Below are 14,903 nucleotides of genomic sequence, written 5' to 3' on the forward strand. Positions count from 1 at the left end.
CATCACAAGTTTAACACTATACTAAATCTTAGTAGGATTGTACAGAATAATTCAACCTTGTTTTTCTGCCGGGGCGTAGTATAATCATGACGAGAATACATTTATGCCATACAGGCGCCGGAATGATCCATTAGTAGGCCAATGCTAATCGGTTACTCCACTACAACCTGCCGCGCACAATGATTAGCGGAGACGGGTTTAGTGGAGTTTTTTTGTTTTTATGGCCTGCTCTTTAGCTTATGGACACCCGCCGAAGCGCTGCAAACACCGGGACGCTTGGCGGCTCCATTTAACATTGGGGTGAAAAGGGGTTTTATGTTCGTGAACCAAAATCTTGTTAACATTACGCTCGACGGACAGGCGGTGGAAATCACATCGGGCATGACCGTGCTCGAGGCGATCAATCTTGCCGGCCTGTCGCATCCGCAAATTTGTTATGTCCCTGAGGTAGACCCGATCCAGACGTGCGACACATGTATTGTGGAAATCGACGGGAAGCTTGCGCGCGCCTGCTCGACCATTGCCGTTTCGGGAATGAACGTCAAGCTGTCTTCCGCATCCGCCAAGGCTGCACAGACGGAAGCGATGGACCGAATCCTCGAAAACCATCTGCTCTACTGCACCGTATGCGACAACAACAACGGCAACTGCAAGCTGCACAATACCGCCGAAATGATGGAAATCGAGCACCAGAAGTACCCGTACCGGCCGAAGGTTGAACCTTCGGAAGTCGATATGTCCCATCCGTTCTACCGTTATGACCCGAATCAATGCATTGCCTGCGGACAGTGTGTTGAGGTCTGCCAAAATCTGCAGGTGAATGAAACCCTTTCCATCGATTGGGAAGCGGACATCCCGCGGGTCAAGTGGGACAATGGGGTCGATATCAACGACTCGTCCTGCGTCAGCTGCGGCCAATGCGTCACCATCTGCCCGTGCAACGCGCTCATGGAAAAATCGATGCTGGGCGAGGCCGGCTTCATGACAGGCATCAACGAGGAAGTGCTGAATCCGATGATCGACCTCGTCAAGGAAGTGGAGCCGGGATACAGCGGCATCTTCGCCGTTTCGGAAATCGAAGCGGCGATGCGGGACACACGCACGCGCAAAACCAAAACGGTATGCACGTTCTGCGGCGTCGGCTGCTCCTTCGAGGTGTGGACCAAAGGCCGGAAAATTTTGAAGGTACAGCCTTCCCACGATGCGCCGGTCAACGCGATCTCCACCTGCGTCAAAGGCAAATTCGGCTGGGATTTCGTCAACAGCGAAGAGCGGATTACGACCCCGCTGATCCGGCAGGGAGACGCCTTCGTCGAAGCTACCTGGGATGAGGCGCTGAACCTGGTCGCCGAACGCCTGGGAGGTATCCGTAAGGAGTACGGCAACCATTCGGTCGGCTTTATTTCTTCCTCGAAAATTACGAACGAAGAAAACTATGTGATCCAAAAGCTGGCCCGCCAGGTGTTTGAAACCAATGACGTGGACAACTGCTCCCGCTACTGCCAGTCCCCGGCGTCGGACGGACTGATGTCGACGGTCGGCATCGGCGGTGACGCCGGCACGATCCAGGACATCGCGGCAGCCGGCCTCGTCATCTTGATCGGCTGCGCGCCGGCCGAGGGCCATCCGGTCCTAGCGACCCGGATCAAGCGGGCGCACAAGCTGCACGGCCAGAAGCTGATCGTCGCCGACCTGCGCAAGCATGAGATGGCCGAGCGCTCGGACCTGTTCATCCGTCCGAAGCAGGGTACGGACTTTGTATGGCTGACGGCGGTCACGAAATACATGATTGACCGGGGATGGCACCAGCAGGCGTTTATCGAGCAGTATGTCAACCAGTTTGCCGAATACCAGCAGCTGTTGGACACCTTTACGCTCGAGTATGCCGAGCAGGAAACCGGCATTGCCAAGGAGACGCTCATCTCGATCGCCGAGATGATCCGCGACGCCGACGGCACTGTCATCTGCTGGGGCATGGGCGTCACCCAAAACATCGCCGGATCTCACACGTCGGCGGCCATCTCCAACCTGCTGCTCGCTACGGGCAACTACATGCGTCCCGGCGCCGGAGCTTACCCGCTGCGCGGACATAACAACGTGCAAGGAGCTTGCGACATGGGCACGCTGCCGCCGTGGCTGCCGGGATACCAGCACGTCTCAAACGACGAAGCGCGGACACGGTTCGAAAAAGCTTACGGCGTGGCGATTTCGCCGCAGCCGGGTATGGACAACATCCAGATGATCGATGCGATCGACCGCGGCGACATGAAGGCGATGTACCTCGTCGGCGAGGATATGGCCTGGGTCGACTCCAACGCCAACCACGTGCACGAGGTGCTGGCGAAGCTCGACTTCTTCGTCGTGCAGGACGTATTTCTGTCACAAACGGCCCAGTTCGCCGACGTCATTCTGCCTGCCGCACCGTCACTGGAGAAAGAAGGCACCTTCACCAATACGGAGCGGCGCGTTCAGCGCCTGTATCAGGTTCTGGAGCCGCTCGGCGATTCCAAGCCGGACTGGTGGATCACAACCCAGATCGCCAAGCGTCTCGGGTATGACTGGGGTTATACCCACCCGAGCGAAATTTTCGCCGAAATGGCCAGCCTGACCCCGTTCTTCTCCCAGTGCAGCTATGACGTGCTGGAAGGCTGGGGCAGCTTCATCTGGGGCTCGGCGAGCGGGGAACACACACCGCTGCTCTATACGGACGGCTTCTTCTTCCCCGACAAAAAGGCGCGCTTCTCGCTGGTCGGCTACGTTCCGCCGGTGGAATACCCGGCCGAATTCGATCTCGTCCTGAACAACGGACGCCTGCTGGAGCAGTTCCATGAAGGCAACCTGACCAACAAATCGCACGGGATCAATCTGAAGCTGCCGGAAGTGTTCGTGGAAGTATCGCCTGAGCTGGCCGCCGAACGGGGCGTCGAGAACGGATCCTTGGTTCGGCTCGAATCGCCTTACGGCGCAATCAAGCTGAAGGCGGTCATTACCGACCGCGTTCACCGCAACGAGCTGTACGTGCCGATGCACTCGGTCAGCCACGAAAACGCGGTCAACCTGCTCACCGGCAATGCGGTCGATGTGCGCACGCACACGCCGGCCTATAAGCAGACGCGCGTGCGGATGCAGATTCTGAACGTGAAGGGTACCAATCCGCTGCCGCTGACCAATCCGCGCAACAAGAAGCGCTATCCGCAGGAAGGCGTCGAGGTGCACCGGAAATGGAGCCGGCCGGATTATGTATCGCTCGTCGATTAAAGGAAAGGTGGAATCTATATGGCACAACCGATTTCATACATCAAAAAACGCGAGCTGACGGAAGAAGAGCTGAAGCAGCAGTCGCTGGAGCAGCTGACGGATTCGATCGCCGAGCATGAGCAGGCGCTGGAAAAAGCCATCGGGGTGCTCAGCGAGCTGCACGACAGCGGCATTCTGGAAGCGGCTGAGTCGCTGCTGAAGGCCAAAGCCAAAGTGGCCGAAATCGTCCTGGGCCAGGCCACCCGGCCGGAAGTGACGAACATGATCAACAATGGCATGGCCGCCGCCGGCGCCCTCGCCGCTATCGATCCGGAGCAGACGGCGAAGTTGCTCGGCAGTGTGGCCAAGGGCCTGGAGGAGGCCAATCAGCCGCAGGATAAAAAGGTGACGGTCTTCTCCCTCATGAATGCGCTGAAGGATCCTGACGTGAACCGGGCGATCGGCTTCGGGTTGCGGTTTCTGAAAGGCATGGGCAAAGGCCTGGGGGAATAAGTCAAATAAGAACAGCCGATGATCATAAGCCGATAAAAACAAACGGATAGAAATAGCAAGATGAAATAGACCCTTTGCGGTACTCCCGCAAAGGGTCTATTTCATTTCTGAAGTTTCGATAATTCAAAGGATAATTCTTTCGTTGCCAAGCTTAATCTTGCCATTCGTATAATATTACATATATTTACAAATAAAAATACATCATTGATAATATAAGTGTTTTAACGCCTTTGCCAAAATGCTTGATGGCGTGCGTGATCTACAGGATCGTCGACCCAAAGCCATTTGTTCACATCATATAAAAAGAGGGGAAATCGTGTATTTACTCGCATGGATTATATTAATCATTACCGGTTTGGTGTCCGTAGTTCATATTTTATTTGGATTAGCAGATATAAGTGAGGAAATGAAACTGACGGTTAAAATTTCACAGTTTTTATTCTTTTCATCGTTGTTATTTATTGTGATTCGAATCGGAACAAAAAAGAAGGAGTAATAACTACATACTCCACTTACTACAGACTGCCCCTCGACCTTGCTCCAAAACTAGAACCGCCGGTTCCCTCTTCGTTCGATAATGATCCTCTCCCTGCATGGAAATACGTTATTCAATTAGGAGGTGACGTCCCTTGAACCTCGCTCAAGCTTTGGGCTTCCCGCCGGATGAGCGGCTGCTGATCATCAATGCGGATGACTACGGCATGTGCCACTCGGCCAACGCGGGCATCCAGCTGCTGCTTGCCGAAGGGGCCATTTCCTCGGCAACGATCATGATGCCGTGCCCGTGGGCCGAGGAGGCTGCCAAGTGGGCGGCCGCCCGCCCGGACGTGGACGTCGGCGTCCATTTGACCTTTACCAGCGAGTGGAACACCTACCGCTGGGGGCCGGTCACCCGCCGGCAGACGGTGCCCTCCCTCATTACGGATGAGGGATACTTTCCCCGCGACGGCCGCACGGTGGAGACCAGAGCCAAGGCAGCCGAGGTGCACGCCGAAATCATCAGCCAAATCCGGCTCGCCCGGCGCATGGGGCTGAATCCGACCCATCTCGATAATCATATGGGGAGCCTGTACGGGTTGGAAACGGGACGGGATTTCCTCTCCCTCGTCCTTGGCGTCTGCGCGGAGAACAGCCTTCCGTTTCGGCTGCCAAGGCATATTCCCGCTTCGATTCAGCTGCCTTCCGCCGCCCGGCGCATCCATAAGGCGCGGATCCGTGAAGCGGACTCGCTCGGGGTCGTCATTCCGGATCACTTAATCCAGCTGCCCTTTTCTCTGCGTCCGGGAGAAACATACGAAACCTTCAGGGAAAGCGTGGCGGATGCGCTGTGCTCGCTCCAGGCCGGAGTCAGCGAGCTGTATATCCATCCGGCCGTCATTACGGATGAGCTGATGGCCATCCATCATGAGTGGCTGAAGCGCGGCATGGAGCTGCAGGTTTTCCGCGATCCCTGGACCCGCGAAGTGATGCGGAGCCAGCGCATCCGGCAGATCTCCTGGCACAATCTGCAGCAGCTACAGCTGCGCAGGCGGCGCCAGAAACCGTAAGTCCGGGGCCAGGCTGCCTTTGCGTTTATGTGGGGACGGGGCGTACAGACGGCGTTCATCCGCCCCGGACGAAGCCTTTTACGAAAAATGGACAAAAAAATAGACCCTAGTCCCGTGCCTAGGGTCAATTCATATATAAAAGGGGTATGAGTGCATTATATGAGAGTTTTCTTAAAAACACCTGAAAATTACCTTCAGAATACATTAAAATTCAAGGCAATTCTATCCAAATGGCCGTTTGCCGCCGCCACTGGAATGATAACCGCTAACAATCCTTAGTGTTTTAGATCAGCGCATCAATAGCCGATTCCAGCTCCAGCGGACCGACCGGTGTCTCAAACCGCTCCACCACCCGTCCTTCCCGGTCAATCAGGAACTTGGTGAAGTTCCACTTGATATCGTCGCCTTCCAGCAGCTCAGGCTGTTCCTTCTCCAGGAACGATTGCAGCATTTTCCCTTCGGAATTGTCCGTGCTAATTCCCTTAAACGGAGCCTGCTCCGTCAAGTAAGTAAACAGCGGATGCTTGTCTTCTCCGCGCACGTCCACCTTCTCAAACATCGGGAAGCTCACGCCATAGTTAATTTGGCAGAACGTATCGACTTCCTCATTGCTTCCTGGCTCCTGCTCGGCGAACTGGTTGCTTGGAAAACCGAGCACCTTGAATCCTTTGTCACCGTATTTCTCGTACAGCTTCTGCAGGTCGGCATACTGCGGGGTGAACCCGCATTTGCTCGCCGTGTTCACAATGAGAAGCACGTCTCCCTTATATTCCGAAAGTTCCTTTTCCGCGCCGCGAATGCTGTTTGCTGTAAAAGAATAAATACTCATGGTCCCATCCTCCACCTTAATTGTATTTTATAAAATTAAATTGTACACAATTTATATATCGAATGTACCACCATCTTTTCCGGAAAGCAAGCTCTTTTTGCTCCGTTCGTGGCATTTTATTCTCAGGGTATCTCCAAAGCGTCGGCTAATATTTTCAGAAAAATGGGTAAATTAACAAAGATGAACCCGATTCCGGTGACGGATACGGACAATTGCTGTGAGAAGGAGTGACGCGAGGTATGAAACTTTCCGGTAAAGTAGCGATCATTACGGGCGGTGCCAGCGGGATCGGACAAGCCACCGCACGCCTGTTTGCCCAGGAAGGCGCCAAGGTCGTCGTGGCCGACCGCTCGGAAGCGGGCCAGGAAGTGTCCGACCATTTGAAAGAAAAAGGGTACGACTCGATTTACGTCCGGGTGGATGTGACCAAGGAGGAGGAAGTCCAGGCGCTGGTGGAACGGACCGTGCAGGAATACGGAAAACTGGACATTATGTTTGCCAATGCGGGCGTGGCCAACGATGAGCCGGCCGATCAGCTGTCGCTGGACAAATGGCAGCGTACGATCGACGTCAATCTGACAGGCGTCTTCCTGTCGGATAAATACGCCGTGGTCCAAATGCTGAGACAGGGCACCGGGGGTGCCATCATCAACTCCGCTTCGATCCACGGCCATGCGGCCAAGGCGGGAGTTACCGCTTACGGCTCGGCCAAAGGCGGCGTCGTCCTGCTCACCCAGACGCTCGGCATTGAATACGCCAAACATGGCATCCGGGTGAATGCCGTCTGCCCGGGTTATATCGATACGCCGCTGCTAAAGGCGCTTCCGCCGGAAGCCAAGCAGCAGCTCGTGGAGCTGCACCCGATCGGACGGCTCGGCACCGCGGAAGAGGTGGCCAAATCCGTCCTGTTCCTGGCCAGCGACGACTCCTCGTTTGTGGTCGGAACGAGCCTGATGGTAGACGGCGGATACACCGCTCAATAATGACTAATCATGTATAAAAGAAGCGCCCTGGCGGCATCGCTGCCGCCGGGACGCTTTTTTTATGCTCAACTAACTCTCTTACCCACGATCCTGCTCTACTTTTAGCCTGTGGCCGATCGGGGTTTCGCCCGACTTTTTGCCTTTCACATGCCATAGTCCCGGTGTATCCCGCGTCCCGCTGACTTCGACCAGCACAGGCCGCCGGGGAAGCCCGCTCACCCGCAGCCATAAACGGTTGCCGTCGACGGCCCTCTGCTCGATGGTGATGCCGTCAAGAGGCCCGGCCTCCGTGTACTCCTCCGCGAAGAACAGCACCGTTCCCAGCGTATCCGGATCAATCCGTTTATTGAACGAAACCGTCAGCTCCTGTTCTCCGTCCATGACCGCTTTCACAGGGACAGGCGGTTCGTCGTACATATACCCGCCGAGATGGTATTCGTACGCCGTCCACGTATCGTAGCCGAGCTCGTAAACCGTGTTCTGGAAATCATTGAGCCAGCGCCGGTTCTTCACCATGCTGCTCCGGGAGCCGATGTCAGCCTGAATGCCAAGGGGTAGTCCGGGATAGGCGGCCCGGATCGGAGCGGCGAAGCTCTCGTACCCGCCCGCGTACTGCGGCGTCAAATGGCGCTTCATCCAGTCTGGCCAGTGAGTCTGAAGCACGTGCATATCCGGCCGGACCTTCCCGATCATCGAAATCGCATCCAGCCCCTGCCATTCCTTCAGCCGGAGGGTGGATACCGCTCCGCCGTCAACCGCCAGCGACCAGGTCGCCACGGCAATATCCGGGCGGACACTTCTTGCGCCTCCGCTGCCGTTTATAATTTCATCGATGAGTCCGTTCACGGCGTCCACGCGGAAAGTAATCCATTTGCCGTAGATGTCAGGTATCTTTTTATAATAGTTAGCCGCCCGTTTGTTCAAAAATTCGGGAATATCATGGCCGTACTTGTCCCGGAACGCTTGCTTCGCGTGGGGGCCGACGTCGCCGTATACCCCTCTGCGGATGCCGTCCCATTCCGGAAAATAGGGTTCGGCGATCTCAATGCCGTCAAACGGATGGTCCATAACGACCCGGGCGATCGCTTCCTTTTTCCATTCCACGTAAGATGCCGAGAACGGAGAAAACCGCTCAAAGCCGTCATTGAGCTCCTTCAGCAGCCCCATCCGCCAGGAACGCCATTCCCGTGGGAGATGTTCAGTGGCGAACGTTCCGTTCCCGATTACAAGCGCCCATACGGCAATATCCCGCGCGTGAAAAGCCTCAATGATGTCCGTTCGGACCCTGCTCTCGTTCACGACAAAATAATGCACCGTCCGATAGCCGGACAGCTCGATCTCTTCGGCGATGCTCTCGGCGGAACGGTCGGCATAATAAGGAAACATCGGGTCGATTTGAATGCTGGGCCCTTCCAGCGCCCATGGTCTTGATATCACCCTGCTCTCGTTCATGGTTCCTCCTTTCGCAAATCTAAAGCCGTCTTTGCTGTACCTGCGTAAAACGGCCTGTGATTCTCTTCAAAAAATCGAAGCACCCGCCCAGTTCAGGGCATACAATGCAGTAAACGTTCATCGGAGGGATCCAAGTGCTGCTCACGAAGTTTAAAAGAAATATAACCCTGCAGGAGCGTCTCGCCAAATTCACCGGGCATCTGGTTGAAATCAACGGCGCAGGCCTGGGTCTGGAGCCGGGGCGGCTGCAGCATGTGTATAAAAGCAGCTTTATCCGCGTTCAGGGGGAGCTGTTCGTTCCGCTCAGTCTGCAGACCATCCGCGTCTTTGACGTCAAGCCGCCGGCATTGTTCCGCCACGTCGGAATCCGGACGGTATTCCAGTCCGGCAAAGCCTTTTCCAACATGAAGCTGGTGCTTATCGGTTCCGACTTCATCGAGGTGCAGGCCAAAGGGAAATCGCCATCCCGAATTTTATTTCCCCTGAATCAAGTCGAAGGAATCTTTCCGGTCTGATCCGCACTTCCCTTATTGTACATCTTTGAACCGGAAAATGCCCAGGCACAGCGCTTTGGGTTCTGCCCAGCCATTTTGGCGTTTTATTTAAGGTATGCTCTATTTCTTTCCATAAAAACCGCACCTATACCCTCATTTTTACAGACCCTGCAGCTGCAGGCGACGGCCTCTTGACTCCCCTTATCGGCAAACCAAAAACCGGCCGTTATACATAACGGCCGGTCGTTTGCGCGCCTCATTTTAAAAAGGCTTGCTGACCATGAAGTACAATATAAAAAGCGGCAGCAAGGTGGCAAGAATGCCGAAAACCGCCCAATACGCCGATAACCTCTTGTAAGCCGCGGTGACCGCGCCGTTTTCGAGGGCCTGCCGGCTGAGCCGGATCATTCCCCGCTGCAGCGGGATCAGTACAGCCAGCCACAGCACGCCGGTGATCCCGAACAGGATTAGCGAAGCCGTGAGCCAGTTCAGACCTGCCAGCGAATAGCCGCCTTTGGCGGCCATCAGGCTTCCGGTGACGATCAAGAGCAGCAGCCCGGGCAGCGTAAACGCATAATCGGCGAGCATCACGTTGTTCACGGTGCGGTGAATCTCCGCGGCATCGCCCCGGACGTCGGCGCGGACTTTCCAAAAAGCAGCCGTAATGATGTTGCCCAAGAAAAGCACGCTTCCGGCAATATGCAGAAACAGGAGCAGCGTCATGACGTCGGAGCACCTCCTTGACGGTCCGGCCGCAGCGTCCGCATAATCAGCTCCGAAAACTCCTGAATGCCGAACCCTGTGCTGCGAACTCCGATCAGGCTGCGCATCCGCAGCCCGAAGGAGAGCAGCTCAAACAGCTCCGCCGCCTGGTCGGCATTGACCGATGATGGGATGACCCCGGACTCCTGGCCCGTGACGATCCACTTCTTGGACGTGGCGACCGCCTGCCGGTAAAAGTCCGCGACGATACCGGCCGCTTCCGGCTGATCGCTTTTCCCGATCAAATACATCATGATGAGGTTGCTAACGTCTTTCCGGCTCTCCAGCTTGGGCAGGCTCTGCGCGATTGCATTCATCGGCCCGTCGAATTCCTTCACAGCAGGGGCATCTACGGCATCCATGAAGCTCGTATTCGTCTCCTCCAGCTTAGCCTCGAGCACCTTCACGAACAGTTCATCCTTGCCGGATACATAGTGGAATATGGCACCCTTGGACAAGCCGGTTCTTGCCATAATATCGCTGAGCGTTGTCTTGGTGCAGCCCTTCTCCAAAATGAGCTCCTCGGTTGTATCCAGCAGCAGATTCATCGTCTGCTCGCGTCTTTCTTCCTGTTTCATTTTCATCCTCCTCCTGATTTAGTCCCAATCCGTCATGCCCATGCTCCCGGCGGGATCCAGCCCGCAGCGAGTACGGCAGCCAAAAAAACGACCTGAAGCACGGTTCGCGGGACAAGCGGCATCACCGCTCTGCCGTCCAGAGTCAGACGGTTATTCGCCGCGTATACGTTGGCCGGAAACATGGCCAGCAGCATCAGGGCGAGCCCGGTGGATGCCGCCTCGGCCATGATCGGAATCATCATGCCGACGGCGCCGGCGATTTCCAGCCAACCCGTCAGCGTAACCAACGCGCCCGGCTGCGCAAACCGCGGCGGCACCATGGCGACCAGCTCCGCGCGGCGTTTGCCCCAATGGGCCGACGCGGTCAGCAAAAACATGACGGCTACCGCAAAGCGCAGACTGATGATCCAGTCGTTCATATACTCCCAGCCCAGCCATCCCATCAAGCGAAACCCTAACAACGAAACGATTAATCCTATCAAAGGAGCCATTTCCCTCACCTTTTCCCTTGTTTTAATAGCTCCATTATAAATACCGACCATCGGTTTGTAAATGGGGTAGCTGTAAATATTTCCAACGAAAAAAAGGCTGGTACATTAAGCATCCAGCCGCTGCAGCACAGCCAGCACGGTCAGATGCAGCGGATAAAACGACCGCCACACCCATGCCCTAACTCTGGCCTGCTCGATCTTTTTCCATAAATAAGGCCCATATACAATCACCAGGGTAGGTACGATGCTCAGCATCTGCAGAACAGCCCCTGCTCCGAATGCTATCAAATACAGGATGTTCAGCAGCAGATGGGCACCCAGCAGTTTCTCGGAGGAAGCATACCGGAAGGCAAGCACCAGCAGCAGGCCGTATGCTCCGTAATCAAACGGGAACCCTTCCATCAGAACGCAAAAGGCCAGAACGATCCCGGCTTTGGCCGCCATGGACAGATTGCGCTCCAGAATTTGCAGGACGGCGGCTGCCACAAACAGCGTGACGACCACGTTCAGCCCGTCCGGGTCCAGAGCCAGCTGGTATGGAATTTGGGAGAGCAGAGCCAGTATAAACAGCCTGAATAAATATTTGGTCCGGCTTCGGGTAAAATAATGTCCCTGTACGAGTGCATAGGCGTAAATCGGAAATGCGATCCTTCCGATCACCCTCAGCCAAATTTGATCCGGAAAAAACACGATCCCTGCATGATCGATCAGCATGGTCAGCATGGCGATCAGCTGCATGTCCTTCCTCCTTTCGGATAACCCGTAGGCGTCATTCCTCATGCGTTCATTGTACTTGAGATACAGGATGGTTTTCAAAGCTGATGTGTACCCAAAAACTTGCCTGTATCTGTTATGATTATATTCGTGGATAGACGAACTTTTGAATGACCTTCCAAGGAGGAGAACAGCTTGAACTTTCATCAACCAATTGAACGTATAAATACAGATAGTTTTAAATGGGACGACCTGAAGCGGATCTTCGGTGTGTCCGACGTCCTTCCGATGTGGGTAGCTGACATGGATTTTGCTGCACCCGACTCGGTCATTTCCGCGCTGAACAGCCGCGCTGAACATGGGGTATTCGGCTACACGATGCAGTCTGATGCGTATAATCAGGCCGTCGCGGACTGGATGAAGAGCCGCCATCGGTGGTCCATCGACAAGGAATGGATTGTCTTCTGCCCAGGCGTCGTGCCCGCCCTCAGCTTCATCGTGCAGGCTTTTACCGAGCCGGGAGACAAGGTTGCCATCCAGACGCCGGTGTACCCTCCTTTTTACAGCGTCGTCACCGATCACGGCCGGGAGCTGGTACAGAACCCGCTGAAGGAGCAGGACGGGTATTACACGATGGATCTCGAAGCGCTCGAGCAGAGCCTTGACGATCAGGTCAAGCTGTTCATCCTGTGCAGCCCACACAATCCGGTCGGCAGAGTATGGCGACGCGAAGAGCTGGAGGCAGTTGCGAAGCTCTGCATGGAGCGCGGTATTTTGATGGTGTCCGACGAAATCCATGCGGACCTGGTTTATGAAGAAGGGACCCATATTCCGTTCGCCAGCTTGTCCGAGGAGATTCAGGAGAACTGCATCATTTGTACTGCGCCGAGCAAAACGTTTAATATTGCCGGGCTAAATACTTCGAATATCATCATTCCGAACGATTCCATCCGGCGCCGGTTTAAAAAGACGCTTGAGCTCTATCATGTCAATTCGATCAGCTCGCTCGGCAGCGCAGCCACCCAAGCCGCCTACAATGACGGCAAGGCTTGGCTGGACGAAGCGCTAGTGTACATGAAAGCGAACATGGAGTATGTGAGTCAATATTTGGGTGAACATATTCCGGAAATCAAAACCCGGGTACCTGAAGCGACGTACTTGATGTGGCTCGATTTTCGCGCACTGCAGATGTCACCCGACGACCTGGAACAATTTCTGCTGAACAAAGCCAAGCTTGCCCTGAACAAGGGTTCTGCTTTTGGCAAGGAAGGCGAAGGCTTCATGCGCCTGAACATTGCCTGCTCCCGCTCCCTGGTCGAGGAAGCGATGAAGCGTCTTGACCAGGCGGTCCAGGAATGGCGCAAGGAGCAGCAGCAACAACAGCAGCAGCCGGTGTAAGCAACCGGTGTAATAGAAGCGTGACGCTTCCCCAAATTAGGCATTAGACTAAACTAAAAGCATGGTCCGAACAAGCGGCATCCGGCTTGCGTAGGCTTCCCGTACAGGGCAGCATTCGCTCCGGAAGCCGCTTTTTTCATGCTTCCGGTTTAGAACTGCCGCTCAGTCTGCTTCGCAATCCTCTCTTCCCTCCCCTTTTGAAAGAAATCAAACAAAATCGTAAGATTCACATCTCGAAGCCGGCAGCGCCAACCTTTTATGATGAAGTTGAACGTACCGACAGCCATAAATACCGCTCTATCCGGAGGTGATTTATGAATCATTCTGCACAAGTTGTCCTGATCACGGACGCAGACACTCCTGTTGGCAGAGCCATGATCCGGCGTTTTTCGGCCGGCGGCGCCCATCTCGTGCTGAACAGCGCATCCGGCGGCGCTGAGGCGGCAGCTGATATTGCTGCAGCCCGGGCCTCAGGCTCGATCGTTATCGTGGCGAGCCTCGACCTGAGCGTCGGAGCCAACGCGAACCAGCTGGTCGAGACCGCGGAGCGGGAGCTCGGCGGACTGGACGTCCTGGTCCACAATAATGATCTGCTCGCCCCCGCTTCCGTCGAGACCTGTTCGGAGGCGCTGTTTCAAGAAGTGATGCATGCGAATGCGAAGTCCGCCTTTCTGTGCGCACAAGCCGCAGGAAAGGCGATGGCATCCCGGCAGTCGGGCTGCATCGTCTTCGTTTCGTCGATCCATGCCGAGAAGCCGACCGGGTCTTCCTTTGTCTACAGCGCATCCAAGGGAGCCGTCAAAATGCTGGCGAAGGAAGCGGCACTGGAGCTCGGCCGGCACGGCATCCGCGTCAATACGATTGAGGCTGGGCCGGTAGAAGGCGATGATGAACGCTTCCACAGCAGGCTTACGACGCTGTATCACAGCTACGAAACCAAGGTGCCGAGCGGGCAGCTGGGAAGCGCTGAGGATATCGCCCATGCCGCAGGCTTTCTCGCCTCTGCGGAAGCCCGCTACTTGAACGGCGCGGATCTCCGGCTGGACGGCGGTTTCCTGTTGCACTACATGGACCATAAAATGAAACGGCCAAAGGGAGGCGATTCGCCATGAGCATGGCAGGCAAAGTCGCCCTGGTGACGGGAGCGGGAACCGGCATCGGCCAGGGAATTGCGCTGGAGTTCGCTCGCAGAGGCGCAAGCGTAGCGGTCCACTATAACCGCAGCGAGGCCGGCGCCCTTGAAACGAAGCGGCGGATCGACGAGGCCGGCGGTGACTGCTTCATCGTTCAGGCGGACGTGGCCAGGCAGGACGAGATTATCGCGATGGTAAGAGAGGTCGAACAGCGCGGCGGGGGCATCGACATCCTGGTCAACAATGCCGCCGTGCAGTTGAACTACGACCTGTTCAAGCACGATGAAGAGACGTTCAGCCGCATGATGAATACGAACGTGAAGGGCTACTGGCAGTGCATTCAGGCCGTCGTTCCGGCCATGAAGCAGAAAGGCGCAGGCCGCATCATTCTCATTTCTTCGGTGCATGCGAAGCGGCCGACCGACTTCGATCCCGTCTACGCGATGACGAAAGGTGCGATCCGGATGCTAGGGAGGGAAAGCGCTATCGAGCTGGCCCCGTACGGCATCACGGTGAACATGATCGAGCCGGGAGCCGTCGACGTCGGCAAATATGAGCGCATATTAGCGGACGATCCGGATGCGCAAAAGAAGCTGGAGGAGCGGCGCAAGCGCCAGCTGGCCAAGTTCCCGATGGGGCGCGTTGGCGTCCCGCTCGATGTCGCCAGGCTCGCTGCCTTCATCGCCTCGGACGAAAGCGAATATTTGACGGGCTCCGCCATCCGTCTGGACGGCGGGAGCATGCTGCTGTAACGAACCATCCAATAGGGGGA

General features: G+C 55.7%; 14 protein-coding genes. 8 read left to right on the top strand and 6 right to left on the bottom strand.

All coding sequences use genetic code 11. The features are described 5' to 3' along the window. The first annotated feature begins 321 nt into the window (after positions 1-321). From fdhF to GCU45_RS09400, 3 genes are all read left to right on the top strand, one after another. The gene (fdhF, locus tag GCU45_RS09390; RefSeq protein ID WP_152398739.1) at positions 322-3,258 is read left to right on the top strand and encodes a formate dehydrogenase subunit alpha; all 2,937 of its coding nucleotides are present in this window, start codon (positions 322-324) and stop codon (positions 3,256-3,258) included. 18 nt (positions 3,259-3,276) lie between these two features. Continuing rightward, positions 3,277-3,750, top strand: coding sequence for a helical membrane plugin domain-containing protein (locus GCU45_RS09395; RefSeq protein ID WP_105445051.1), 474 nt, complete (start codon positions 3,277-3,279; stop codon positions 3,748-3,750). A 629-nt stretch (positions 3,751-4,379) separates the two neighbouring features. Beyond that, positions 4,380-5,297, top strand: a complete 918-nt coding sequence (locus GCU45_RS09400) for a polysaccharide deacetylase family protein (protein ID WP_152398740.1) — start codon at positions 4,380-4,382, stop codon at positions 5,295-5,297. A gap of 283 nt (positions 5,298-5,580) precedes the next feature. Here the strand turns inward: GCU45_RS09400 and GCU45_RS09405 are convergent, their stop codons facing one another. Then, on the bottom strand, positions 5,581-6,126 hold the full coding sequence (locus GCU45_RS09405; protein ID WP_152398741.1) for a glutathione peroxidase: 546 nt from the start codon (positions 6,124-6,126) through the stop codon (positions 5,581-5,583). A gap of 239 nt (positions 6,127-6,365) precedes the next feature. Between GCU45_RS09405 and GCU45_RS09410 the strand changes: the two genes are divergently transcribed. After that, a complete protein-coding gene (locus GCU45_RS09410; protein WP_152398742.1) occupies positions 6,366-7,109 on the top strand; it encodes an SDR family NAD(P)-dependent oxidoreductase in 744 nt (247 codons plus the stop codon). Between the two features lie 78 nt (positions 7,110-7,187). Here GCU45_RS09410 and GCU45_RS09415 read toward each other — a convergent pair whose 3' ends face one another. Then, on the bottom strand, positions 7,188-8,561 hold the full coding sequence (locus GCU45_RS09415; protein WP_152398743.1) for an N-acyl-D-glucosamine 2-epimerase: 1,374 nt from the start codon (positions 8,559-8,561) through the stop codon (positions 7,188-7,190). Positions 8,562-8,695: 134 nt separating this feature from the next. Between GCU45_RS09415 and GCU45_RS09420 the strand changes: the two genes are divergently transcribed. Further along, positions 8,696-9,076 (top strand): hypothetical protein, encoded by a 381-nt coding sequence (locus GCU45_RS09420; RefSeq protein ID WP_244364495.1) that lies wholly within the window; start codon positions 8,696-8,698, stop codon positions 9,074-9,076. 240 nt (positions 9,077-9,316) lie between these two features. On the opposite strand, the gene GCU45_RS09425 is transcribed toward GCU45_RS09420, so the two are convergent. The 4 genes from GCU45_RS09425 to GCU45_RS09440 all read right to left on the bottom strand — a co-directional run bounded on the left by GCU45_RS09425 (position 9,317) and on the right by GCU45_RS09440 (position 11,624). Beyond that, complete coding sequence (locus GCU45_RS09425) at positions 9,317-9,778, bottom strand: DUF2269 family protein (RefSeq protein ID WP_152398744.1); 462 nt, start codon at positions 9,776-9,778, stop codon at positions 9,317-9,319. Beyond that, entirely contained in the window at positions 9,775-10,395 is a 621-nt protein-coding gene (locus GCU45_RS09430; protein WP_152398745.1) for a TetR/AcrR family transcriptional regulator, read from the bottom strand. The genes GCU45_RS09425 and GCU45_RS09430 overlap by 4 nt, the downstream gene beginning before the upstream one ends. A gap of 32 nt (positions 10,396-10,427) precedes the next feature. Continuing rightward, a complete protein-coding gene (locus tag GCU45_RS09435; protein ID WP_116234253.1) occupies positions 10,428-10,886 on the bottom strand; it encodes a DoxX family protein in 459 nt (152 codons plus the stop codon). Between the two features lie 105 nt (positions 10,887-10,991). Further along, on the bottom strand, positions 10,992-11,624 hold the full coding sequence (locus tag GCU45_RS09440) for a TraX family protein (protein WP_145029422.1): 633 nt from the start codon (positions 11,622-11,624) through the stop codon (positions 10,992-10,994). A 171-nt stretch (positions 11,625-11,795) separates the two neighbouring features. Between GCU45_RS09440 and GCU45_RS09445 the strand changes: the two genes are divergently transcribed. The 3 genes from GCU45_RS09445 to GCU45_RS09455 all read left to right on the top strand — a co-directional run bounded on the left by GCU45_RS09445 (position 11,796) and on the right by GCU45_RS09455 (position 14,883). Next, the gene (locus GCU45_RS09445; protein WP_105445043.1) at positions 11,796-12,998 is read left to right on the top strand and encodes a MalY/PatB family protein; all 1,203 of its coding nucleotides are present in this window, start codon (positions 11,796-11,798) and stop codon (positions 12,996-12,998) included. 314 nt (positions 12,999-13,312) lie between these two features. Continuing rightward, positions 13,313-14,110: an SDR family NAD(P)-dependent oxidoreductase gene (locus tag GCU45_RS09450; RefSeq protein ID WP_152398746.1), complete on the top strand. Its 798-nt coding sequence runs from the start codon at positions 13,313-13,315 to the stop codon at positions 14,108-14,110. Then, positions 14,107-14,883: an SDR family NAD(P)-dependent oxidoreductase gene (locus tag GCU45_RS09455; protein WP_152398747.1), complete on the top strand. Its 777-nt coding sequence runs from the start codon at positions 14,107-14,109 to the stop codon at positions 14,881-14,883. Before GCU45_RS09450 ends, GCU45_RS09455 begins: the two co-directional genes overlap by 4 nt. Positions 14,884-14,903: the final 20 nt, after the last annotated feature.

It is taken from the genome of Paenibacillus cellulositrophicus, from assembly GCF_009363095.1.
GTDB lineage: Bacteria > Bacillota > Bacilli > Paenibacillales > Paenibacillaceae > Paenibacillus_AQ > Paenibacillus_AQ favisporus.